Origin of the sequence: Pseudomonas sp. 57B-090624 (assembly GCF_003234055.1) — a bacterium.
GTDB classification, from domain to species: Bacteria; Pseudomonadota; Gammaproteobacteria; order Pseudomonadales; family Pseudomonadaceae; genus Metapseudomonas; species Metapseudomonas tohonis.
On the sequence record NZ_QKRU01000009.1, the window covers coordinates 76,224 to 98,403 of the forward strand.

Sequence of the window (22,180 nt, forward strand, 5' to 3'; positions counted from 1 at the left end):
TACCCGTTGCACAACATCCACAACGACGCTGCAGCTGACTGCAGCCACGGAGAACTGAAGATGAGACTGAGTAAATTGTGTCGCCACGTCGTCCTGCTGGTCGCGCTGGTTCCAGGGCTGGGTCATGCGGCCGGCGCGCTGCTGCTGGTCGGCGGGGGCCTCAAGGACGACAACAGCGCCATCTACCAACGCTTCATCCAGCTGGCCGGCGGCAGCGGCCAGGCCAGGATCGGCGTCATCACCGCCGCCTCCATCCCGGAAAGCCAGGACCCGGATGCCGGGACGGCGAATGCCGCCAACGCCAAGGCGAACGGCCTCTACTACGCCAATCTGCTGAAGAGCTATGGCGCCGTGAAGGCGGAGTGGATACCCATCGACCTGGACACTATCGCCAACAATGCCAACCCGACCGTGATCAGCCAGATCAACGGCATGACCGGCTTCTTCTTCGGCGGTGGCGACCAGTCGCGCCTGGTCCAGACCCTGCAGACGGCCAGTCGCGGCGATTCGCCGGCGCTGGCGGCCATCCGCAGCCGGTATGCCGCCGGTGCCGTGCTGGCCGGCACCAGTGCCGGCACGGCGATCATGGTCGACGGCCCGATGGTCACGGGCGGGGAGAGCTATGAAGCGCTGCGCTACGGCCCCTACACGACCCCGTCCGGCGATGACCTCTCCTATGACCCGGACGGCGGCTTCGGCTTCTTCGACTACGGCCTGCTCGATACCCACTTCAGCGAGCGCGGCCGCCAGGGCCGCATCGTGCGCCTGGCCGACTACACCGGCGTCCCCTTCGCCTTCGGCGTCGACGAGAACACCGGCCTGCTGGTGCAGAACAACGCCAGCCTCGGCCAGGTGGAGATGGAGGTCATCGGCACCGGGGGCGTATTCGTCTTCGACCTGCGCAATGCCGAACTCGGCGGTGGCAGCAGCTGGGCCCTGTACGATGTGCTGGCCAGCTACCTGACCAGCGGCGACAAGTACCGCCCGCAGACCGGCCAGTACGTGATCGCCAGCGGCAAGACCAGCCTGCGCGGCCGCGAGCAGTACAGCAGCGCGATGACGGCCACCGGCGACATCTTCAGCAGCCCCAACAACAGTGGCGCCAACGGCCGGCGCAAGCCGCGCGAGTTCGTCACCGTCAGTGCCGATCTCTTCAACAGCCGTTCGACCAGCACGCTGGGGCGCACCTATGAAACCAACCCACGCTACCGCGTCAACCTGGTCAAGAGCACCCAGTTCGACAGCCAGGGCTACAAGGGCACCCTGGGTGGCCAGACCATGACGTCCTACCTGCGCCTCCTGGTGGACATGCTTCCCAACTGATCCTCCGGCACGAGAGCCGCCCAGGGGCTCTCGTGCAATGCCTGTTCGGCTGCTCGATTACGACAGCGCGAAGAGGTTCCACTGCCTCGGGAACGCCGTTCAGGGATGCGTTGCAGAAAGAGCCGAGGACGCTTCGAGTGTTGTGAAGGGCATGGGTTTGGCAAGGAGGTGCCCCTGAAAAGCTTCGCAGCGACTGCCCTTCGGAAATTCCATTTCGCGTAGACGCTGGCGCCGGTTGCTTTGCATCAAGCGCCCCACCACACTACGTCGCGCCGCTCATCCCACCGAATCCCGAAGGACCCTTCATGGACGATCTGAAACGCCAACAACTCGAAGAGCGCAAGGCCGCCTGGGCCGACATAAAATTTCGCCTGCAGTACGCCCAGTGCCGAGTTCCTCTGAAAACCTTCGAAGCCTATTTCATGAAGGGCAAAGAGCCGGTCATGCGCCCCTATGAAGAGGATCCGATGCCCCTGGTCTACCGTCTTTGGCTGGCTCAGGATCAAAGCCTTGAAGGATGGTTGAGGATTACCGAGCGCTTTCTCGCGGGCCCCAGAGCCTGGAGAACCGACGTGAGCATCGAGCCGACCGGTGATGGCGAGTCCTGGGCTGAAGCCAGCAGGGGCAATCTGGGCGGGCATGTCATCGCGAGGAGTCTTGCCGACTCGTATCAGATCCTGGTCCAGAAGGCCGGGGCCAGCCACTTCGACGGTAGCGAGCCCTTTGCCGGTTCCGATGTCGTTCCGCCGCTGGGGTTCATGGGCGGCCTTGAGAAGAAGCTCTATCACTTCCTCAGTGGGCAAACACCCGGCACTGAACACCTGCAATACGATGGCAAGAAACTATTCGATCCTCGCTTCCACTTCGGCCATATCTATTACTACGACCGTTGCAAATGGCTGGATGGCACCCTGCCTAGCAACACCTACAGCCTTTACAACTACATGGGTTCGCGCTGGTTCATGAGCATGGACGAAGCCCATATGGGCGAAATCCGGGAGCAGGAGTCGATTCAGTTCTACTTGAACTGCTTCCTGGTTCTGGTGGCGCGGTACCCGGAGTCAGGCGTCGACGCCGAGCGTGCTGCCTACTGTGCCGAGATTCGGCAGCTGCTGGACGCCGGGCCATTGCTCGAGCCGCTCGGCACGATGTGGCGCCAAGCCAGGAATGAGCGGGGGCGCATCGACCTGAACGTACATGGGGGAGGCGCCGTTCTACATCGCCGAATTCTAGTGGGTGGCCCCGTGTCCAGGCATACGGGTCGGGCAACCGGGCTGCGTTCCCGCAGCCCGATAGCCCCCTTCGCCCGTATGGGCGCCCAGGTTCTAGCTGCGCCGATCACTGGCCGGCGACGCTGTCCACCGCCTTGAGAATGACCGCGGCGACATCGGCCGGTTGCGACTGTTGCGGCACATGGCTGCTGTGCAGCTCGGTCAGCCGGGCGCCGATGCGCTTGGCGGACGAGCGCTGTACATCGGGGTGGATCATGCGGTCTTCGCTGGCCAGTACGTACCAGGAGGGCTTGGTCTTCCAGGCCGCGACCGTGGTCTTTTCCTCGAATGCGGAAGCGCGAATCGGCCCTTGTGTCGCGGTCATCACGGCCGTCTGCTCAGCCGGCAGGTCCTGGGCGAAGTCCTTGGCCATGCCCTCCGGCGTCAGGTAGAGAAAGCCGTTGGCATCGGGCTTGATCTGGCTGATGCCGGGCGGTGTCGGCGCGCCCTTGCCCTGTTCACCGCTGATCTGCCCGGCCTCGGGTGCGAACGCGGCCACGTATACCAGTGCGCCGACATTGTTCTGGTCACCCGCTTCGCTGATCACGGTACCGCCCCACGAGTGGCCGACCAGCACCACCTTGCCCGGCTGGTTGCGCAGTGCGCGTCGAGTGGCGGCGACGTCATCGGCCAGGGAGGTGAGGGGGTTCTGCACGACGGTCACCGCGATGCCCTTGGCCTGTAGCAGCGGAACCACCTTGGCCCAGTCCGAACCGTCGGCGAAGGCGCCGTGTACGATCACCACCGAAGGCGGGGTACTCTCGGCGTGGCTGATGCTCGCACCCAGGGTGGTGGCCAGGGCGAGGGCGAGGGTGGCGATGCGAGTGTTGATTGTTTTCATTGGGGTGGCTCCTGTGTAGGGAGCTTCAGTTTGCTGATGGGCCTGCAAGGCCGATATCGGTCATTTATCCGAGCCGGGGAGTTTTCATGGATAGCGCGCCGCGATACGAGGTTTCCCTGAACGCAGCACTGGCGGCCATCGCCCAGGTCGGTGACCTCAGCATGGGCCAGCCGCTGGGGCACTCCCTGCGCGTGGCGCGACTGGCCGGGCAGCTGGCGCAGGCGAGGCGGGCCGACCCCGGGCAGGTGAAGGTGGTCGAGCAGGTGGCCTTGCTGCGCTGGTCGGGCTGCACGGCCAACGCCGACGGGTTTGCCCACCTTCTGGGTGACGATGTGGACGGCCGCCGCGCGATGCTGGACGGCACGCTCAACGCCGACGACATGAACGCCGTGCACAAGGCGGCACCGCTCGCCGTGGTGCATTGCGAAGTGGCCAGCGAAATCGCCAGAACGCTGGAGCTGGGCGCCGCCGTGCAGACCGCGCTGAGCCGGGTCTTCGAAACCTTCGATGGCAGCGGCAGGCCGATGGGGCTGACCCATGAACACATCCCGGAGGCGGCCTACCTGGTGGTGCTTGCCGGGGACCTGGATATTCTCAGCCGCGCCCACGGCGTGGAGGCGGCGCTGACGTGGATCGGCGAGCAGGCGGACCGACGTTACCCGGCCGACCTCGCAAGCCTGCTGGTGAAAGATGCCGGGCAGTGGTTGGCCGGGCTGGACGGCGCGACCGATGAGCCGGGTGATGCCGACAGCGAACGCCCCGTGTGCCTGAGCCTGGTGGGCGACGTGATCGATCTCAAGCTGCCGTGGCTGGCAGGGCATTCGCGGCAGGTGGCGCATGTCGCCACGGAGGCCGCCCGCTTGTGGGGGGTGGCCGAGCCCGCGCGGGCGGAAATCGGCAGGGCCGCGCTTATCCATGGCCTGGGCCGGGCGGCCGTTTCCAACCACATCTGGAATACCACCGGGCCGTTGCCTTACGGCGCTGCCGAGCGTGTGCACCTGGTGCCGTACTGGACGCAAAAGGCGACCCGGTCCATCCGCGAACTGAACACGCCGGGCGAGATCGCTGCCCATGCCTACGAACGTCTCGACGGCAGCGGCTACTACCGGGGGGCACGGGCGGAAGCGCTGTGCGTCGAGAACCGCCTGCTGGCCACTGCCGTCGCGTGGGTGGCATTGCGCGGTACCAGGCCCTGGCGCGCCGCGCACGGCGAGGCCGATGCCGCCAGGCTGCTCAAGCAGGATGCCCGCCGTGGCCTGTTCGATGAGGAAGTCTGCGATGCCGTGATCGCCGCCGCCCGTGGCGAACGCACCTTCACCCAGCCTAGAGGCGCACTGCTGACTCCGCGTGAATGCCGGATTCTTCTCGAGATCAGCCAGGGCGCCAGCAACAAGGAGGTGGCGCGCAACCTGGCGATCAGCCCGAGTACCGTGCGCACGCACATGGAAAGCATCTTCCGCAAGCTGGGATGCTCCACCCGGGCGGCGGCGACGCTGAAAGGGCTGACGCTGGGGTTGATCGCCTGAAGGCCGCCGTGAGCCGGACGCCCGCGCGGGCAGGGCGATGAAGGCACTAGGCGCGCCTGCGGCCTGCGCCGGTTGGCCGGGGCGGGAATGGCTCAGCGCAAGCTCGTGCAATCCCAGATGCGGGCGCCTGGAGAGGGTGAAATAATGGGCCCTCGTTCCTGAGTGCCGATATACCGAAGCGGGCTGCGATCCGTGCCCCGAGGCAGGACGCTGTCGAGTTTTCACAATACGTAGCGGGCGTGCTGCTAACGTCTATGCGGCCTTGTCAATCTGCCCAGGCATCACGTTTGCACCTGGCGCTCGCTAAGAATGGAGGTTCCACCATGCCGCAGGATTTCGCGCGATTCGAATCGGTCGGCTGTGCGGAGTGCCGCAACCTGGAAGGGCTGGGGTTCGATTTCACGATGGCCTTCCAGCCGATAGTCAACGTCAGAACCCGCAAGGCCTTCGCTTATGAAGCCCTGGTTCGCGGCGTGAACGGCGAGTCCGCGGCAAGCATCCTGAGTCGCGTCGATGATGCCAACCGCTACCGCTTCGACCAGGCCTGCCGGGTCAAGGCCATCGAGAAGGCCACGGCGCTGGGGCTGCTGGGCATTGCGGACTGCAAGCTCAGCATCAATTTCCTGCCAAATGCCGTGTACAGGGCCGAGACCTGCATCCGAGCCACCCTGGAGGCCGCCAGGCTGTTCGAGTTCCCGCCAGAGAGGCTGATGTTCGAAGTGACCGAGGGTGAGCGTGTCGACGACCCCCTGCATCTGAAGGCGATTTTCGAGGAATACGAGCGCCGCGGCTTCACCACATCCATCGACGATTTCGGCTCGGGTTACTCGGGGTTGAACCTGCTGGCGATGTTCCAGCCGCAGGTGCTGAAGATCGATATGGCGCTCACCCGGAATATCGATCGGGACCCGGTGAGGGCCGCGATAGTCGAAGGCATCGTGCTGGTCGCCAAACGCCTGGACATAGTGGTCGTGGCCGAGGGCATCGAAACGCGCGAGGAGAGCGATGCGCTGCTCGCTCTGGGCATAGAGCTCATGCAGGGCTACCTCTTCGCCCGGCCCGAAATCGCACGACTGCCCGAGGCTGTCCTTCCGCTGCAGGCCGGGAACTAGATCGATCGCCACAGCAGCCGCCTGACGATGCGGGCGGCTCCTGCGTCGGGCGCTGCGCCGGGGTTGGCGGGTCGCTCAGGCCGTCGGTAGCGCCTGCCAGCCTTCGGACGTGCGCCGCTCCAGGCACGCGGGCTCGCCGTCGATGCGCAGCAGGTGCAGCCAGCCGTGCTGCACCAGGTCGCGCACCACCGCCTGCGTGGCGATGACCCGGTCGATCATGCCCTGCGGCGCCTCGATCACCACGTGCAGGCGCAGCGGACGATGCATCCATTGCCGGCCGTCGTGCAGCGACTGCCGGGCCAGGCCGATGCGCAGGTCGCCGCCGTTGCCCTCGAACACGCCGATATGCCCGCCGACCACGTTGTGCAGCAGCTTGTTGCCGCTGCCGAAGCGCAGGTTGTCGGTGGTCGAGGTGAAGTACTGCAGGTTGATCCAGTGCGCCACCACCATGGGCGCGGTCATGATCAGCTCCAGCATCCTGCCGTCCCCGTCCTGCCGCCAGTCATAGTCATGGAGGAAGGCGCGGCCCTGCAGGTCCACGCCACGGGTGCGCGAACGGGGCGCGGCGATGAACGCGGCATTGCCGGCCAGGCCCCACTCGGGGCGGGTCTGCGCCCAGTCGCGGGCGCGCCGGCGCAGCCGTCCGAGCAGCTTGCCAGGCTGCTCGCGCAACGGGGCCAGCCCCAGTTTCATGGCCCGTTGCCGGCGTACTTCCGTGGTGGCGCTGTCCAGCGCCGCGCGCAGGCGCAGCCAGCTGGGCTGCAGCGCCGGCGCAAGCGTCTCGAGGCCGAAGACCTGCACCTCATCGGTCGTGGTGTTGTGCAGGCCGGCCAGGACATGGCAGTGCGCCGGCAGGTCGAGCCCGCGCTCGCGCAGGCCCGTCCGGACCTCGGTGTCGTTGAGCAGCGTGGCCAGCAGGCGCGCGTTGATCTCGCCGCTCTGGCCACAGCATGCGCCGCAGTCGAGCCCGGCGGCCTGGGGGTTGTTGGCACTCTGGCTGCCGTGGCCGAGCAGCACCAGTAGCGGCGGCACCGGCCCCGCGAGGCCCAGGGCCTTGAGGATGCGCTCGGCCAGCTCCACCTTCTGTTGCAGCGTCACGTCCAGCAGGCGGGGCTCCAGGCATTGCCATTCGACGCGGCGCCAGGCGCTGAGCTCCGGCTGGGCTGCGCCGCCGGCCAGGCCGTAGGTCCGCCCCAGCAGCGCTCCGGCGTAGCCCAGGCCCAGGCTCTCGACCAGGGTGAAGGTAGACGCCGGCAGCCGCTCGAACAGGCGCCAGCTCCCCTGGCGCGCCAGGCGGCCCCGGCGCTCCTGCGCCAGTTGCCGATCGCGGATGGCGTCGCCACTGCCGTCGCTGGCCTGCAGTTGTGGGGCGAGCAGGCCCGGCAGCTGCGGGCGCGTGGCATGGGTGCCCAGCGGGGTGTAGGCGATCGGCAGGCCGAAGAAACCGGCGAAGCCGCCGGTTTCCAGCTCCGGACAGGCGTGTTCGAGCGCGCGCCGCAGCGGTTCGGAGCGCACGTCGATGCAGAAGAACAGCTTGGCCACCGGCAGCTGCGGCCGTTCGGCGGGCGTGTCCCGGCACAGCGCCTGCTGCAGTCGCTCCTGCCACGCCAGTTCGTCGGCCCGCTGCCATACCTGCAGGGCCTGCCAGGTGGCCGAAGGCGGCTGCAGCAGGTGCTCCTGCCAGGCCGAACGCCAGCGCTGCCAGCGACTGTCGCCGTCACGCCGACGGTCATCCACCAGCGACTCCCAGGCCGCCCGGATGGCGAGCAGCTCGAGCATCGTCTGGTCGTCTTCGCCTTGCAGATGGGCCTGCCAGCGCCGGTAGGCGCACCAGGACGCCCATCCCAGGGAGCGCAGCAGCAGGCAGTCGAACCAGGGTGCCCAGTCGCCCGGCGTCAAGCCGAGCCGCCGCACTGCCGTCTCCAGGGCCGCCCGGGGGTGTTCCGGCAGCTCGACGATGCGCTGGTGCAGGTCGCGGCACGCGCTGAGCACGCTCAAGCCCCTGTCTGCCAGCATGCTGGTGCGCCAGGCCTGGTAGAGCCCGGTTCCCTCGCCCGGGCGCCAGTCCGCCTGCTCGTGGTCGAACCAGGCGGCGCAGCATTGACCGATCTGCTGGGTGATCAGCACAGGCCAGCCCGGCAGGGGGATGCCCGGCTCGGTCAGGTCTTCCAGAAGCGGCAATCCCCGATCGGTCTCCTCGGCGGCGTCCAGTGCCTGCAGCAGCTGTGCGGCCGTTCCCGCCGCACCGTGCTCGGCCAGTGCCAGGTGCAGATGGCGCGTGGCGATACCACCGTCCCGCCACGCCTGGCGATAGTCGGCAGCGCTGAGGGTCAAGCGGATGCCGGCGCGCTGCCAGAGCTGCCTGGCGACGGTCGGCCAGTCCTGGTCCCGACGCTCCCACAGCGGGCTGACCGCGATCATCCGATCCAGCGGCCAGGTGGGTGCGATCCGGGCGCAGGCCTGGCGAGCGACCTCGTGCAGGGCGTCCGGTTCGAGGCCGGCGATGGGTTCGAGCGCGGTCATGGGCGTTCTCCATAAGGTGAGGGAAGGTGCTGCGGCGGGCGTACGGGCCACAGGCGGAAGGTCAGGCGGGTGAAATGCTCGTCCAGGTAGAAGCCGGCGAAGGCCAGGGGGTAGAGGCGTTGCGCCACGGCGCCCTGGGGGTGGGCGAGAATCACGGCCTGCAGCAGATAGAGGCCGAGGAACAGCAGCACGGCCAGCCAGCTCAGCGGCAGCGGCGCTTCGGCGAGGGGCTGCTGGAGGATCCATCCAGCTGCCTGGTGCCACAGCAGGTAGGCGCCCAGCAGCAGGGTGAACATGGCCAGTCCATAGGGCAGCTGGCCTCGGCGCAGGCACCAGGGCGCCAGGCCGATTGCCAGGAGCGCGAGGGCCACCAGCGGCAGCGCGTGGCCAGGCAGCGCCCACGTCCAGAGCACGTGCAGCAGGGCCAGCGCCGCGCCCGCCAGCAACAGGGCGAGCACCAGCCGGGCCAACCCGGGCGCGGGCGTCTGCGGATGCAGGGCATGGTGGCGGGCCTGGGCGACGGTCTCGCCGGCCGCCAGGAAGGCGTGGGCCTTGTACAGCGAGTGGGCCAGCAGGTGCACCAGGGCCAGCTCGTACAGCCCAAGGCCGCACTCCAGGAGCATCAGCCCCATCTGCGCACAGGTCGACCAGGCCAGGCGGACCTTGATGCTGATGCGGGTCATCATCACCAGGGCGGCGATCACCGCGGTGAGGCCGCCGACCAGCACCAGGAGGCTTTGCGCCGGAGTGGCTGCGGACAGCAGCGGGGCGAAGCGCAGCAACAGGAACCCGCCCAGGTTGACCAGCCCGGCATGCAGCAGCGCCGAGACCGGTGTCGGCGCCTCCATCACCTGGATCAGCCAGCCGTGGACCGGCAACTGGGCGGACTTGAGGATCACCGCCAGGGCCAGCAGCAGGGCTGCAAGTTGCAGATCCCAGCCGAGCTGGCCGCTGGCCTGCAGGCGTGCGTCGACCATCTGCAGGATGGCGGCGATCTGGCTGTCACCACTGGCGCGCACCAGCAGCACCGTGGCCAGCAGCATGCAGGCATCGGCCAGTCGGCTGGCCAGGAACTTCTTGTGAGCCACCACGACGGCCTGCGGGCGGTCGCGGTAGAAGGTGAGCAGCTGGTGCAGGCACAGGCTGGACAGGATCCAGGCCCCGACCAGCAGGAACAGGTCGGTGCTGGTCACCACCGTCGCCACGGCGGCCAGGGTGCCGAGCAGGGCCAGCACATAACGGCGTTGCCCCGGCTCGCCGTCCAGGTAGCGGTGCGAATAGTCGGTGATCACCATGGCCAGCAGGCCGACCAGGCCGGCCATCGCAAGACCCAGCCTGTCGTTGTCTCGCCCGTCCAGGGCGGCCTGCAGCCAGGCGCCAGCGACCAGGGTGAGCCCCAGGTAGCCCGCCGCGCGGGCCGGCCACCAGACCCTGCGTGGCGAGCCGATGCAGGCGGCCGGCAGCAGGGCCAGGGCGTAGACCCAGGGCAACAGCTGGGCCAGGGAAAGAGACAGGATGGGCATGGTGCACGCTCCGCAAACACTGGATGGCGCCAGTGTCGGAGAGTGCTTGAACTATTAAAAATAGATTGATAAGAACTGATCGTTCACTTTGGAAGAACGAAAATGCGCCGACTGAATTTCCATCACCTGCATTACTTCTGGGCCGTGGCCAAGGAAGGCAACCTGACCCGGGCCGCCGACGCGCTGCACGTATCGCAATCGGCCCTCTCCACGCAGATCCGTGTGCTGGAGGACCAGCTCGGCCATGTGCTGTTCATCCGTTCCGGCCGCAGCCTGAGGCTTACCGAGGCGGGCCAGTTGGTGCTGGATTACGCCGATACCATCTTCGCCCTCGGCAGCGAGCTGCAGACCACCCTGCAGAACACCCGGCAGGCCAGCCAGACGTTGCGCATCGGTGCTGTCGCCACCTTGTCGCGGAACTTCCAGGAAAACCTGCTGCGCCCCTTCCTCGGCCGCGAAGGCCTGCGCATCACGCTGGAGTCGGGCAGCGTGGACGAGCTGCTGGAGCGCCTGGCCCTGCACAAGCTGGATGTGGTGCTGACCAACAAGGCGGTCAGTGCCGATAGCCAGCGCACCTGGCAGTGCCGCCTGCTCGATCGCCAGGCCGTGTGCCTGATCGGCCCGCCGCGCGGGGATGTCCACCCCTTCGACCTGCGCCGCGACCTGCAGCAGGCCCGCCTGATCGTGCCCGGCCGCAGCAGCGATGTGCGCAGCCAGTTCGAGGTCTACTGCAACAGCCACGGCGTGCAGCCGGACATCTGCGCGGAGGTCGACGACATGGCCATGCTGCGCCTGCTGGCGCGGGATTCCGGCGACATTGCGTTGCTGCCCGCCGTGGTGGTGCAGGACGAGCTGCGCAGCGGCGCACTGGAGCTGTACGCCGAAGTCCCCGACATCGCCGAACGCTTCTACGCCGTCACCCTGCAGCGCCAGTTCAACCTCAATATCCTCGACGAGATGTTCGGCGAGCCGAGGGCACGCGACGTGAAATGAGGGCGCGGGCGGCGTGCACGGGCAGGGGCGGTGTGGGGCGCATCTGGCCGGAGGCGGGCCGTTGCCGCGCGGGGGCCAGGGTCCCAGGCCTAGTTCTGAACCGTCTCCCGTAGCTGGCCGACCGCGCTCACCACCCGCTGCGCCTCTGCGCGGATCTCCAGCATGACCTCTCCGGCCTCTCCTGCCAGGGCGACACCCTTCCTCACTTTTTCCTGGCTGCCCTGCATGCTCGTCACGACGCTCTGGGTCAGGTTCTGGTTCAGCTGCACCACCTCGTTGATTTCCAGGGTCGCCTGGCTGGTCCGCGATGCCAGGTTGCGAACCTCATCCGCCACCACCGCGAAACCTCGGCCGAGTTCACCGGCTCTCGCCGCCTCGATCGCGGCATTGAGGGCGAGCAGGTTGGTCTGGTCGGCGATGCCCCTGATGACCTGGACGATGCTGCCGATGCGTTCCGACTGGGTGCTGAGTGCGCTGATCTGCTCGGAGACCTGGTCCAGTTCCTCGGATATCCCGCGAACCACCTGCATGGTCTCATCCACCGTCGCAGCCCCCCTTACCGAGCCCTCGTCCGTTTCCTGGGCGATCTCATAGGCCAGTTGCGCTGCGGCCGACTCGGCGTTCCGGCGCTCGACCTGCGCGGTGATGTCGCTGGCGAACTTGACGATTCCATAGAGTTTGCCGGCCGCATCATAAAGCGGGTTATAGGTGGCTCTGAGCCATACGACGCGGCCATTTTTGGCCACGCGCTTGAAGACTTCGTGGATGTATTCGCCCTGATTCAAGCGTTGCCAGAAACGGCGATAGCCGTCGCTGTTGACCTCGGCAGGCTCGCAAAACATGCGGTGGTGCTTGCCACGGATTTCTTCTGCCCGATAACCCATGGTGGCCAGGAAGTTTTCGTTTGCTTCCAGCACTTCCCCGTTCAGGTTGAACTCGATCACGGCCATCGAGCGGTCGAGGGCGGTGAGCATGCTGATCTGCTTGTTCTCCGCCTGGATCTGCCGGGTGATGTCGGCTGCGACCTTGATGACGCTCACCACCTGGCCCTCGCCGTTGTGGACGGGCATGTAGGTGGCTTCGAGCCAGATCTCGCGGCCGTCCTTGGTCAGCCGCATGAAACGGTCGCTGAAGCTCTCGCCCTTCGCGAGTCGGCTCCAGAACTGGCGGTACTCCGGGCTGTTCACCAGGCTCGCAGGGCAAAACAGCCGGTGGTGCTGGCCTACCACTTCTTCGAGGCGATAGCCCACGACGTTCAGGAACGCCTGGTTCGCGTCCAGGATCTCGCCGGCCGGTGTGAAGTCGATCATCGCCATGCTGCTGCGTATCGCCGCCAGTTTCTGGTCGATGTTCTGGAAGCGATTCTTGTAGGCCTGCAATTCAGCGCGAAGGTGTGAACCGAACATGGTGACCTCGATGCAACGGTTGAGGGGCGAAGGACTATTCTTCGCAGGATATCGTCCGAGGGCCATCAAGGGTGAGGCCCGTGATGAAAATCGCGCCGTGGAGGCAGCCCGGGCAGTCGGGGGCCGATGAGTGCCGGGGGAACCTGTGAGTGGCTGCAGGGGGCCCAGAAGCGACCCGTCGTTTCACCTCGTCCAGGTTGGCCATGGTCCGCTGCTGGTTCGCGTCCGGTGTTGGATGGCCCGCCCTGGCTGGCCGCCTGCGTCCACTCTTTGCGGTGCCTCTGCGCGGATCTCGGGCTTTTTTTGGGCTCGATGAAGTCCCGTGCCCCTCGCTGACACTTATCTGGTGAAGTCGCGCCATAGCCAAAAATCATTGGCTCTGAGCGGCTTGTTTGATGGCTAATTGATATTGCTCATTGCAGTCTTTGGAGTGCCCCTCATGGCTGATAGCGCGACGAACGACCGCATAAAAGTCGAAGCCGCACAGCTGACTATCGGCATGTATGTGGCGGAGCTGGATCGCCCCTGGACGGATACCAATTTTCTATTTCAAGGGTTTCGAATCCGTCAGCAACAGGAAATCCGCTTGTTGCAGGAGGTTTGCGATTACGTCTGGGTCGACGCCCGGCGTTCGCTGGGTGTGCATGGGCAGCTCGCGGAGAACCTTGCAGCTCCCCTCTCGCCCACCATCGGCAAGGTCGACTTTTCCCAGGAACTGGAGCGCGCCTCGCCCGTTTGGGATGCGGCGCGCGAGGAGTCGTTACGTATCCTCAATGCAGTGAAGCTGGGGGCGGAGCTGGATGTCGTCGCAGTCAAGGCTGTGATCAAGGAATGCGTAGAAAGTATTCTGCGAAATCCTGCAGCGATGCTGTGGCTGGCGCGTATCAAGAACAGCGACGATTACACGGCCGAGCATTCGCTGAGAGTTTCCATCCTGTCGATCGCATTGGGGCGTGAACTTGGTATGCCGGCCTACCAGCTCGAGCAGATCGGTGTTTGCGGCATGCTCCATGACGTGGGCAAGTTGAAGGTGCCGAACGAAATACTCAACAAGCCCGGGGCGCTGACCGCCGAAGAGCTGCGGATCATGCAGAGCCATGCGTCCGAAGGACGGAAGCTCCTGATGAGCAATCAGCAGATCACCCCCGCGACCGTCGATGTCGCCTACTCGCACCATGAGCGGATGGACGGAAAAGGCTACCCGCGTGGACTGGATGCCGCCAGGATTCCCTACTTCGCCAAGATCGTCGCGGTGGCCGACAGCTACGACGCCATCAACAGTGATCGTGTCTACAGCAAGGGCAAATCCAGCCTGGAAACACTGCGCATCCTGCTCGAGGCGGCCAACAGCCACTTCGATGAGGCGATTGTCGGGTGTTTCATACGCATGGTCGGCATCTACCCCCCGGGCGAGATCGCCGAGCTAAGCACCGGGGAGGTTGGCATCATCATCGGCTGCGCCGCAGGCAACAAGCTCAAGCCAAGGGTTCTGATCGTCCGCAACGCTGAGAAAGAGCCCTGCAAGGAAAGAATACTGGACCTCGCCGATGTCGCGGTCGGCAGGGCCTGTCGAGTGCGGGAAGTGCATAGCAGCGGGGCCTTCGGCATCGATATCGGGGCGTATCGACGCAAGGGGCTACTGGTTCCGGGGAATCTCTGAGGCCTTGAGCTGCCACAGGGGCGGGTCATGGAGCGTGCCCGAGGTCTTGGGCCGCAGCCATTGAGTCACCCATGCGGAGCACCAGCAACCCTCACGAGCACCCCGAGGACAGGGGGGCGCCTCCTGGGCGCCGGCTGCGCTAGACGCGGCCGAATCGTTGCCGGTATTGCGCCGGGGTCAAGCCAGTCAGCTCCTTGAACATTCGTCGAAGATTCGAATCGCTGCTGAAGCCGAGTTCGCCACTGATGGTCTTGAGTGGGGCAGAGGTCAGTGTCAGGCGCTCGCTTACCTGGCTCAACTTGATGCGGCGGGCGTAGCTGGCCACTGCGCTGCCTGTTTCATCCCTGACCTTGCGCGCCAGGGTCCGCTCGCTCATTCCCAACTCATGCGCCAGGGCCTGGACGGTGATCCGTTCGGCAGGCATCTCCTGCACCAGGGCATGCAGCCTGCGCAGCAGCTGGCTGGGTTGTTCGATGAGGCTCAAGGCCTTGAAGGCATCGTGAGATCGGGTTGGACGCGGCAGCACCATCAGCCGATTGAGGTCCTCGAAGGCCGTTGCATTGACATGTCGCTCGATCAGCGCCTGGGCCAAGGGCAAGTAGCCGTTGACGCCACTGGCGGTACCCGTGCGTTCGGTGAAGACGCAGTTCTGCTCGTACTGCCACCGCACCCTGGGGTAGCGCTGCAGCAACGCATCCGCCAGCCACCAAGTCGCCGTGGCGGGTTGCCCGTCCAGGCGTCCACTGGCGGCCGCCAGGCAGACTCCGGTGCAGTAGCTCCATACACGGCACCGCTTGCCAAGTCTCGCCAGGCCAGCCAGCAGCGAGGCGTTGCCCTCCAGGCTGGATTCGACCTGCTGTGGCGACTCCGCCCAGAAACCCGGAATCAGGACCGCGTCCAGTGCCAGTTCTGCCACGCCGTAGCTGGCCGTCAACTGCAGGCCGTGGGCGCAATCGATCGGTCCGCTTTGCTCGGCAACCAAGTGCGTTTCGAACAGCGCGTGTCCGGTCCTCCGGTTGGCGGCGTGCAGCATGTCGGAGAAGGCCAGAAGCCCAGCGGGCATACAGCCGGGGAAGAGCAGGAGGCCGATTCGCAACGTGGTCATGGCGGATAATGAATCCTTTATGTCAGGTTCCGCCATTATGGGCGATGCACGAGCCCGGCACCATGAGCCCACACCTGAGGAGGGCTCGTGATGAACATCAGACAGATCCGCAACGCTACGATCATTCTCGAACTGGGCGACCACCGTGTCCTGGTCGATCCCATGCTGGCACCTAAGGGCGCGCTGCCTTCCCTGCGCGTGTTCGCGGGGCGGCAGAGGAACCCGATTGTCGATTTGCCAGAGGGGACTTCGGAGGTTCTGGAATCGGTGACTCATTGCCTGATCACCCATTGCCAGAAAGGCCATTTCGATCACCTGGACAGGGCCGGCTCGCGTTGGTTGAGAGAGCGACAGATCCCGGTCATATGCACACCGCATGATGCGGCCTACCTGGCGAGGCTGGGCTTGAACGTGCAGCCCCTGCCGGATGGCCATGAGGAGCCGAAGCCCTTCCTGGGTGGCGTGATCCGCACGGTGCGCTGCACCCATGGCGAGGGCCTGGTTGGACGGTTGATGGAGCACGGAGTCGGCTATCTGATTGAGCTGCCCGGCGAGCCCAGCCTGTACCTGGCAGGCGATACGATTCTGACCCCTGGCGTGCGTGACTTCGTGCAGCGGCATCAGCCGCAGGTGAGCGTGGTGCCTGCCGGCGGGGCGCGCTTCGACGTGGGGGGCGACATCATCATGGGGCTGGACGATGTACTCGACTTCACGCGGCTAGGCAGGGGGACTGTCATCGCGAACCATTTGGAAGCGATCAACCATTGCCCTGTTACGCGCCGGGAGCTGACGCGTGCGGCGATCGATGCCGGTGTCGCCCATCGGCTGTTGATACCTGTGGATGGTCAGGTCCTGCATCCCGGAGCACCTGGTTAAGTGTCCGGCTCTGGTCGAGGCTCTGGAAGCGGTTCTTGCAGGCCTGCAATTCAGCGCGAAGGTGTGAACCGAACAGGGCGACCTCGATGCAACGGTCCAGGGGCGGAGGAGGGTGCTTAGACCGCCAACGGCACCGCCGCAGCCTCGCCATGGTTCTCCCAAAGGCCTTTTCGTATGATGCGCGCACACGAGATCTGGAAGGTTTGGCGTGAAATCACCTAGAGGCGTTTCATCGGGGCAGGGTACGCAGGGCAGTGCCAAATGGGACCTGAGCGAAGCTGTGAACCAGCTTTCGTGGGACGATCTTCGGATCATCAAGACGCTCAGCGAATGCGGCAATCGTGCCCTCACCGCCAAGAAGCTCGGGATCAACGTATCCACCGTCTCACGCCGAGTGGCCCAGCTCGAGAAAGCACTGGGGATCGCTCTGTTCGATCACCGCCGCTCGGGTTACATGCTCACCACCGAAGGTGCCGAGTTGCGAGCCCTGGCCGAACGCGTCGAGCTCGATATCGTCAGCGTCGCCCGGCGCATATCACGTGCGGAGCACGGACTGCTGGGCAAGCTGCGGATCACCACCAGCGACTCGTTGCTCCTGTACTTCCTCACCCCGATCATCGCGGACTTCAGGGCGGTCAACGAAGGGATAACGATCGAGGTCCTGGTGGGTAACCAAGCGCTGAGCCTTGCCCGGGACGAGTCGGATATCGCGGTTAGAGCGACCAAGAAACCCTCGGAAAGCCTGGTGGGGCGCAAACTCGCGACGATCGCCTGGGCACCGTACGGCAACCTGAGAAGCGCGCCTGCTCCTGCGCTTTTCACTGAAGGCCAGTCGTGGGTGTCGTATTCCGGTGGCCTTAGCGGCCTGAAAGCCACCAGCTACGTCGATAACCGAGTGGATGCGCACTGCATCTCCTACCGCACCGACTCTGTCGCTGCAGCGAGCGCAGCCATCGCGGCGGGGCTCGGCTTGGGGTTCTTGCCCTGCATGCTGGGCGATATCACCCCGGGGTTGAGGCGCGTCGGCCCCGTGGTGTCCGAGCTCAATGATGAACTCTGGCTGCTCACTCACCAGGACATCCGGAAGTCCTGGCGAGTCAAGGCGTTCATGACGTTCTGCGCCGCGGCAGTGGCGAACCAGAAGCCCCTCATCGAGGGGCAACTCGCCCACCCGGCCGATTAGTTCCGGGCCGCTTGCTCGGCTCGCGCACCGATGACGGCCTTGCAAGCGATTTCGACCAGTTGCGGACGCTGCGCCAACCGGGACACGCCAATGATATTGCTCGCGCACTGCGGGCGTTCGGTGCCATAGGCAGCCTTGCGAACACTGCCCACCACCGCGAATGCCGCGTCCATGTCCAGTACGTACAGCGTCTCTTCGACTACGTCCTCAAGCGTGGCGCCATAGAGGGCGAGCAGCTTGGCGATGTTGGCATAGGCGGTGCGCATCTGTTCTCCCATCGCGGAGAAATCACGGGGCTTGCCCTTGCCATCCAGCGGTGCGGGGGCAACCAGGTTGCCGTCTTCATCGTGGTTGAACTGGCCGGATACATAGATCTCGTTCCCCACCTGTCGCGCTTGTGGGTAGCCATATCCCTCTTCCCAGGGAACACCCCAGTACGCGGTTTTCTGGCCATCGGGACGTGAAGCTGCCATTGCATTCTCCTTGCTCGGATCGGACGCCTGGATCGCGTCGGTTCGGTGGGTGGAGGGCAGATGCTAGCAGCGCCGATGCGCGCTCGACGGCGCATTTTTGCGCCATCGTAAGCGCAAAAATGCACAAACGAAGTGCCGGTCGATCGGATAACTTGGATTCGTGTTCAGGCCGCAGACGCTCCGAAAGACACCTGGATTGCCAGGTGATCACGACGCGAATGCAGCCGCCGAAAACCTCACCAAGACCCTCTACACCATCGACAGGTAACGACAATGAACAATCCGAAAACCGAAGTCCTGACGCCCCAGAACAGCCAACTGATCTTCATCGACCACCAGCCCCAGATGGCCTTCGGTGTCCAGAGCATCGACCGGCAAACCCTGAAGAACAACACGGTTGCCCTGGCCAAGGCCGCGAAGATCTTCGACGTGCCCACCACCATCACCACGGTGGAGACCGAAAGCTTCTCCGGCCATACCTACCCCGAGCTGCTCGCGGTGTTTCCCGATGCGCCGCTGCTCGAGCGCACCTCGATGAATTCCTGGGACGACCAGAAGGTCCGTGATGCCTTGAAGAAGAACGGGCGCAAGAAAATCATCGTCGCCGGCCTCTGGACCGAGGTGTGCAACACCACCTTCGCACTCTCGGCCATGCACGATGCCGACTACGAGATCTACATGGTCGCCGACGCTTCCGGCGGCACTACCAAGGAAGCGCACGACTACGCCATGCAGCGCATGATCCAGGCTGGCGTGGTGCCCATGACCTGGCAGCAAGTGCTGCTGGAATGGCAGCGCGACTGGAAGAATCGCGACACCTACGACGCCGTCATGAACCTGGTCAAGGAACACTCCGGCGCATACGGCATGGGCGTCGACTACGCCTACACCATGGTCCACAAGGCGCCTGAGCGCGTTGCGCACGGTCCGACCCTGGCCCCGGTCGCCGCACCCCTCTAAGCCTGGGCGCCCCCGGTTCTCGGGGGCGGCCCTTCCAACCGAAAGATTCAGACGCAAGCCGATACCCTCTCGGTGGTGGGCACGGCTGCGCGCGTTACCAGGAGATAGCGATGAACATGGCCGTGCTCGATCAGGAAACCTACCAACTCGCCATGGCGTTCCAGGCAGCACTGCAAGACAGTGCGCGTCCTGAACCCCAGTCCCTGCACCAACTGGGCATGCGTCTTTGCCAGCACCTGGTCGTCCGCTACGAGGATCACGTGGCGGACATTCGGGACAGGCTCGCGTTGGCGCCCTGGCAGGAGCGCAAGGCCAAACGGATCCTGGCGTCCACATGCCAGGACAAGCTCTCCATCGCCGAGGTCGCCTCGCAATGCTCCATGTCCAGGAGCCATTTCTCCCGCGCCTTCAAGAAAACCACCGGCATGTCGCCGCAGGAATGGACGCTCAAGTCACGTATCGAGCGGGCCCAGCTCCTGATCGCCGAAGGTTCGATGTCCATGTGCGAAGTCGCCTTCGAGTGCGGGTTCTCCGACCAGTCCCATTTCACCCGGACATTTCGCAAGCTGACCGGCATCTCCCCCAAGCGCTGGCAGCGTGGCCAGCAGTCATCGCTTCAGGTTGCATGACGTTCGATTTCGAGCGAGCAATAGATCGCTCCTGGCCGGTATCAAAGGGCAGCATGCGGCCAATAGTAGCCGTTGGCAAAGGGACGGCTCAGGAGCGAATGAGCACGCGACGAGGCGGCTGCGGGGAATACCCGAGCGTCCGGAAGACTGAGTTAGGACATTGCTGATCGCGCAGCTTTGCATGGTGGCTTTTTGCCTTCTATGCTCACCACGAAGGGACTCGGCCGTTCCCTGGAACAGTCCAAATCAACTTAAGGAAGAGCCCGCATGAACACGCCTACGCGTATTTCCCTCGTTGTTCTACTCGCTGTAACAGCTGCCGGCTGTGCAACTCACAAGAACGCAAGAGCGCTTGAGGCAGAGGAGCGCCTATTGATCTACTCGGAGAGGCCACTCAACAACGCTGATAATGCTAGAAAGATAAAGGTTATGTGTGCGGAGCCAAGTCCGGATGCCTTAAAGACCTTGGCAGCATCTATGAATGTGGAGAAGCAAGAGGTAGCTACTATCGCTGCGGCGTATTCAGAAGCCGGCGCAAATATAGGGCTTCGCACTCACACAATTCAGTTATTGCGAGACCAATTGTTTGCGATATGCCAGGGGTTCGCGAACGAGGGAATATCCGCGCCAGCATATCAGATGATGCTTACTCGGAATCAGCGGAACACCGTGGCGCTGATGGCAATTGAGCAGCTAACCGGGGTGCTGAAGACACCATCCGTTAAGCTTTCAGGAAGTGCATCCATCGGGCCAAATAAGGAGCTTATTGATCTCAATAAAAAACTTAAGGATGCAGCCGAAGCAAAGCTAAAAGCTGTCCCAGCTGCTGACAAGGATAAACCAGAAACGATTGCTCTTAAGAAAGAGATTGAAAACTATGACGCTGCAATAGCTAAGGCAGAAAAGGCTATTGTCGCTGCTGCAACAGCGACGGATGCGCAAACTATCCAGGGCGGAGGGGCTGATCAAAATACCGTGTCAGCAGTGACGGCCACTGTGAAGAGTATTACGGATCAGATACTGGGTCAGAATGATAATTTCTACGTGTGTTTGGATGCATATCAGACAGCAAAACAGTACGGTGTGGCCGTGCCGACGGAAATCGATACTCGATGCAAGAAAATTTTTGCTGATGAGTCTGCCTCCGCGAAATTTTATGCTCTGAAAAGTGATCGTCTTTTAGACCATACTTTAGTCAATGACTTGATTAAAGAGGCTGTTGGCGAAGAGCAAGCGAAGCCGCTGACAGCACCTGAATCCGAAGCTAAGCCATCTCCGATAACGCCAACTCCACCAAACAAACAAAAGCCAGCTTCTGGTTCATAGAGGCTAGTTCATATCACCAGTAGAACTAAAGCCCCCACTTAGAGGGGCTTGTCGTTATGCAGCCATCGGTATCGTGAAGCGCCTACCAGCTGATGGCCAGGGCCATCGCCACTGAATGCCAGTCTGCTCAAGACTCGACTCGCTCATGGCTAGTCTGGAGGTGCTGCCAAACCAGTCGGCCCCCTGGCCGGTTGTTAGTGTCGAGAAGATTGAACTGCACAGTGAACCAGCGTATTCAGCCGTCTCTCCGCACAAGCTCTACGTCATTAAGGCTGCTTCTGGCCGAAAGCAGCCACACCCACGGGCAGATCCACACTCCCATTACTTCGCACCCTGCCCAGGCAATCTTTCGAGAACACCTTTGCCCAGGATGAGGCTGGCGTCACCCTCTGGCACGGCCGCTTCCAACTCGTTCTCTGCCTGCCATTCGAGGCGGTCGCCTTGCAGGGTGGCCCTGCCTCTTGTGACCGCTCCGTTCCGGCCGCTGGTGACATGAAGAATGGCTTCCGATCCCGCAGCCACTCCTTTGACTTCCCCGCCTTCGTTGACCCGACCGCAGTCGGCCGTGGCGAAGTAGTGGGTGCCGGTTATGCCGTTGCCCTGCTGGACCAGGTCGAAGCCTGTGCCGCCGCATTCGGCCTTCGCCTCTCGCTGTTGCGGTGTGCGCAGGTCCAGGTACCAGTGCCCGGAGAAGGAGGGCTCTGGGCCGCACAGGGCGGGGAGGACAGTGAGCAACAGCAATGCTGCGGTTGGGATCGTCAGGCGATGGGCACGTCGATGCGTGAGCGGACGGCGTGGCGGGGTGGGGTCGGGGCTGTGGTGCATAACGATCCTTATCGCTGCAAGGCTCACCAAGGGCGGGCTTTCATCCTTCCTCAAGCTCCCTGCGCACTCGCTCAAGCAGTTCTTCAGTGCTCAGCTCGGGATATGCCAGCAGATAGCTCTTGGCCAGGATCGTTAGCGGATGCACGCCCATGTTCTTGGCAAACTCAACCAGCTTGATCACCGAGGGGCTCTTGATACCGCGCTCCAGATCGCTGATGTAGGCCTGGCTAGCGCCTATCGTTTCCTGTGAGAGCTTCTTGCTGATCCTCAGATCCTTGATGGCTTGCCCGAGTGCGAGCTTGAGTTCCATGCCTGCTGTATGGCCTTGCTCAGAGACCCGCCTCGATAAGCAGGTCGGAAGGATTGCACGCCATTGCACCGGCGATTCGGACGATGTTGAGGAATGTAACGTTTCGTTCGCCGCGTTCGATCTTGCCCATGTGCGAGCGGTCGATTCCGGCGGCATCGGCGAGCGCTTCTTGTGAGAGATTGAGGGTCTTCCTGCGAGTGCGCACGGCTTCGCCCAGTCGTAGGAGACTGCCTTCTTTATCGTGATCTGCGGAGATTCTTGCCATGGCGAGAATCTGCTGGCTAGGATGTCTATAGGGCCACGGTATTTATGACC

The 22,180-nt window shown here is 64.0% G+C and carries 19 protein-coding genes and 2 pseudogenes; 11 read left to right on the plus strand and 10 right to left on the minus strand.

What is annotated here, in order from left to right; all coding sequences use genetic code 11:
• The first annotated feature begins 60 nt into the window (after positions 1-60).
• Both DMX10_RS06175 and DMX10_RS06180 read left to right on the plus strand, forming a co-directional pair.
• Complete coding sequence (locus DMX10_RS06175) at positions 61-1,323, plus strand: cyanophycinase (RefSeq protein ID WP_111260267.1); 1,263 nt, start codon at positions 61-63, stop codon at positions 1,321-1,323.
• Positions 1,324-1,628: 305 nt separating this feature from the next.
• Positions 1,629-2,693, plus strand: a complete 1,065-nt coding sequence (locus DMX10_RS06180) for a hypothetical protein (RefSeq protein ID WP_111260268.1) — start codon at positions 1,629-1,631, stop codon at positions 2,691-2,693.
• On the opposite strand, the gene DMX10_RS06185 is transcribed toward DMX10_RS06180, so the two are convergent.
• On the minus strand, positions 2,662-3,435 hold the full coding sequence (locus DMX10_RS06185; protein ID WP_111260269.1) for an alpha/beta hydrolase: 774 nt from the start codon (positions 3,433-3,435) through the stop codon (positions 2,662-2,664). The two genes, DMX10_RS06180 and DMX10_RS06185, sit on opposite strands and share 32 nt — an antisense overlap.
• Positions 3,436-3,521: 86 nt before the next feature.
• Here DMX10_RS06185 and DMX10_RS06190 point away from each other — a divergent pair, with 86 nt between their 5' ends.
• Together DMX10_RS06190 and DMX10_RS06195 are read left to right on the plus strand one after the other, a co-directional pair.
• Positions 3,522-4,961 carry an HD domain-containing phosphohydrolase gene (locus DMX10_RS06190; RefSeq protein WP_111260270.1) on the plus strand — a complete coding sequence of 480 codons (1,440 nt, stop codon included), beginning with the start codon at positions 3,522-3,524 and terminating at the stop codon, positions 4,959-4,961.
• A 323-nt stretch (positions 4,962-5,284) separates the two neighbouring features.
• Positions 5,285-6,073, plus strand: a complete 789-nt coding sequence (locus DMX10_RS06195) for an EAL domain-containing protein (RefSeq protein ID WP_111260271.1) — start codon at positions 5,285-5,287, stop codon at positions 6,071-6,073.
• Positions 6,074-6,148: 75 nt separating this feature from the next.
• Here the strand turns inward: DMX10_RS06195 and DMX10_RS06200 are convergent, their stop codons facing one another.
• A complete protein-coding gene (locus DMX10_RS06200) occupies positions 6,149-8,596 on the minus strand; it encodes a YbcC family protein (RefSeq protein ID WP_111260272.1) in 2,448 nt (815 codons plus the stop codon).
• The gene (locus DMX10_RS06205; RefSeq protein ID WP_111260273.1) at positions 8,593-10,119 is read right to left on the minus strand and encodes an NADH-quinone oxidoreductase subunit L; all 1,527 of its coding nucleotides are present in this window, start codon (positions 10,117-10,119) and stop codon (positions 8,593-8,595) included. Before DMX10_RS06205 ends, DMX10_RS06200 begins: the two co-directional genes overlap by 4 nt.
• Positions 10,120-10,221: 102 nt before the next feature.
• Here DMX10_RS06205 and DMX10_RS06210 point away from each other — a divergent pair, with 102 nt between their 5' ends.
• Entirely contained in the window at positions 10,222-11,112 is an 891-nt protein-coding gene (locus tag DMX10_RS06210; RefSeq protein WP_111260274.1) for a LysR family transcriptional regulator, read from the plus strand.
• An 89-nt stretch (positions 11,113-11,201) separates the two neighbouring features.
• On the opposite strand, the pseudogene DMX10_RS33540 reads toward DMX10_RS06210, so the two are convergent.
• Both DMX10_RS33540 and DMX10_RS33545 read right to left on the minus strand, forming a co-directional pair.
• Positions 11,202-11,570: pseudogene (locus DMX10_RS33540) on the minus strand (methyl-accepting chemotaxis protein); the annotation flags it as partial.
• 174 nt (positions 11,571-11,744) lie between these two features.
• A pseudogene (locus DMX10_RS33545) lies at positions 11,745-12,584 on the minus strand (PAS domain-containing protein); the annotation flags it as partial.
• 373 nt (positions 12,585-12,957) lie between these two features.
• On the opposite strand from DMX10_RS33545, the gene DMX10_RS06220 reads away from it, so the two are divergent.
• Positions 12,958-14,178: an HD-GYP domain-containing protein gene (locus tag DMX10_RS06220; RefSeq protein ID WP_111260276.1), complete on the plus strand. Its 1,221-nt coding sequence runs from the start codon at positions 12,958-12,960 to the stop codon at positions 14,176-14,178.
• A gap of 139 nt (positions 14,179-14,317) precedes the next feature.
• Here DMX10_RS06220 and DMX10_RS06225 read toward each other — a convergent pair whose 3' ends face one another.
• Positions 14,318-15,283, minus strand: a complete 966-nt coding sequence (locus DMX10_RS06225; protein ID WP_236208011.1) for a GlxA family transcriptional regulator — start codon at positions 15,281-15,283, stop codon at positions 14,318-14,320.
• A gap of 90 nt (positions 15,284-15,373) precedes the next feature.
• Here DMX10_RS06225 and DMX10_RS06230 point away from each other — a divergent pair, with 90 nt between their 5' ends.
• Both DMX10_RS06230 and DMX10_RS06235 read left to right on the plus strand, forming a co-directional pair.
• The gene (locus DMX10_RS06230; RefSeq protein WP_111260277.1) at positions 15,374-16,159 is read left to right on the plus strand and encodes an MBL fold metallo-hydrolase; all 786 of its coding nucleotides are present in this window, start codon (positions 15,374-15,376) and stop codon (positions 16,157-16,159) included.
• A 208-nt stretch (positions 16,160-16,367) separates the two neighbouring features.
• On the plus strand, positions 16,368-17,342 hold the full coding sequence (locus DMX10_RS06235) for a LysR family transcriptional regulator (RefSeq protein WP_111260278.1): 975 nt from the start codon (positions 16,368-16,370) through the stop codon (positions 17,340-17,342).
• Here the strand turns inward: DMX10_RS06235 and DMX10_RS06240 are convergent.
• A complete protein-coding gene (locus tag DMX10_RS06240; RefSeq protein WP_111260279.1) occupies positions 17,339-17,815 on the minus strand; it encodes a Rid family hydrolase in 477 nt (158 codons plus the stop codon). The genes DMX10_RS06235 and DMX10_RS06240 overlap by 4 nt on opposite strands.
• Before the next feature lie 273 nt (positions 17,816-18,088).
• Between DMX10_RS06240 and DMX10_RS06245 the strand changes: the two genes are divergently transcribed.
• From DMX10_RS06245 to DMX10_RS32365, 3 genes are all read left to right on the plus strand, one after another.
• Entirely contained in the window at positions 18,089-18,775 is a 687-nt protein-coding gene (locus tag DMX10_RS06245) for a hydrolase (protein WP_111260280.1), read from the plus strand.
• Positions 18,776-18,885: 110 nt separating this feature from the next.
• Positions 18,886-19,404, plus strand: coding sequence for an AraC family transcriptional regulator (locus tag DMX10_RS06250; RefSeq protein ID WP_111260281.1), 519 nt, complete (start codon positions 18,886-18,888; stop codon positions 19,402-19,404).
• Between the two features lie 267 nt (positions 19,405-19,671).
• Complete coding sequence (locus tag DMX10_RS32365; protein WP_146602992.1) at positions 19,672-20,730, plus strand: hypothetical protein; 1,059 nt, start codon at positions 19,672-19,674, stop codon at positions 20,728-20,730.
• A 321-nt stretch (positions 20,731-21,051) separates the two neighbouring features.
• On the opposite strand, the gene DMX10_RS06255 is transcribed toward DMX10_RS32365, so the two are convergent.
• The 3 genes from DMX10_RS06255 to DMX10_RS06265 are packed head-to-tail and all read right to left on the minus strand — an operon-like array spanning position 21,052 to position 22,130.
• Positions 21,052-21,555 (minus strand): hypothetical protein, encoded by a 504-nt coding sequence (locus DMX10_RS06255; protein ID WP_111260282.1) that lies wholly within the window; start codon positions 21,553-21,555, stop codon positions 21,052-21,054.
• A 40-nt stretch (positions 21,556-21,595) separates the two neighbouring features.
• Positions 21,596-21,865 (minus strand): helix-turn-helix domain-containing protein, encoded by a 270-nt coding sequence (locus DMX10_RS06260; RefSeq protein ID WP_111260283.1) that lies wholly within the window; start codon positions 21,863-21,865, stop codon positions 21,596-21,598.
• A 19-nt stretch (positions 21,866-21,884) separates the two neighbouring features.
• The gene (locus DMX10_RS06265; protein WP_111260284.1) at positions 21,885-22,130 is read right to left on the minus strand and encodes a helix-turn-helix domain-containing protein; all 246 of its coding nucleotides are present in this window, start codon (positions 22,128-22,130) and stop codon (positions 21,885-21,887) included.
• Positions 22,131-22,180 lie beyond the last annotated feature (50 nt).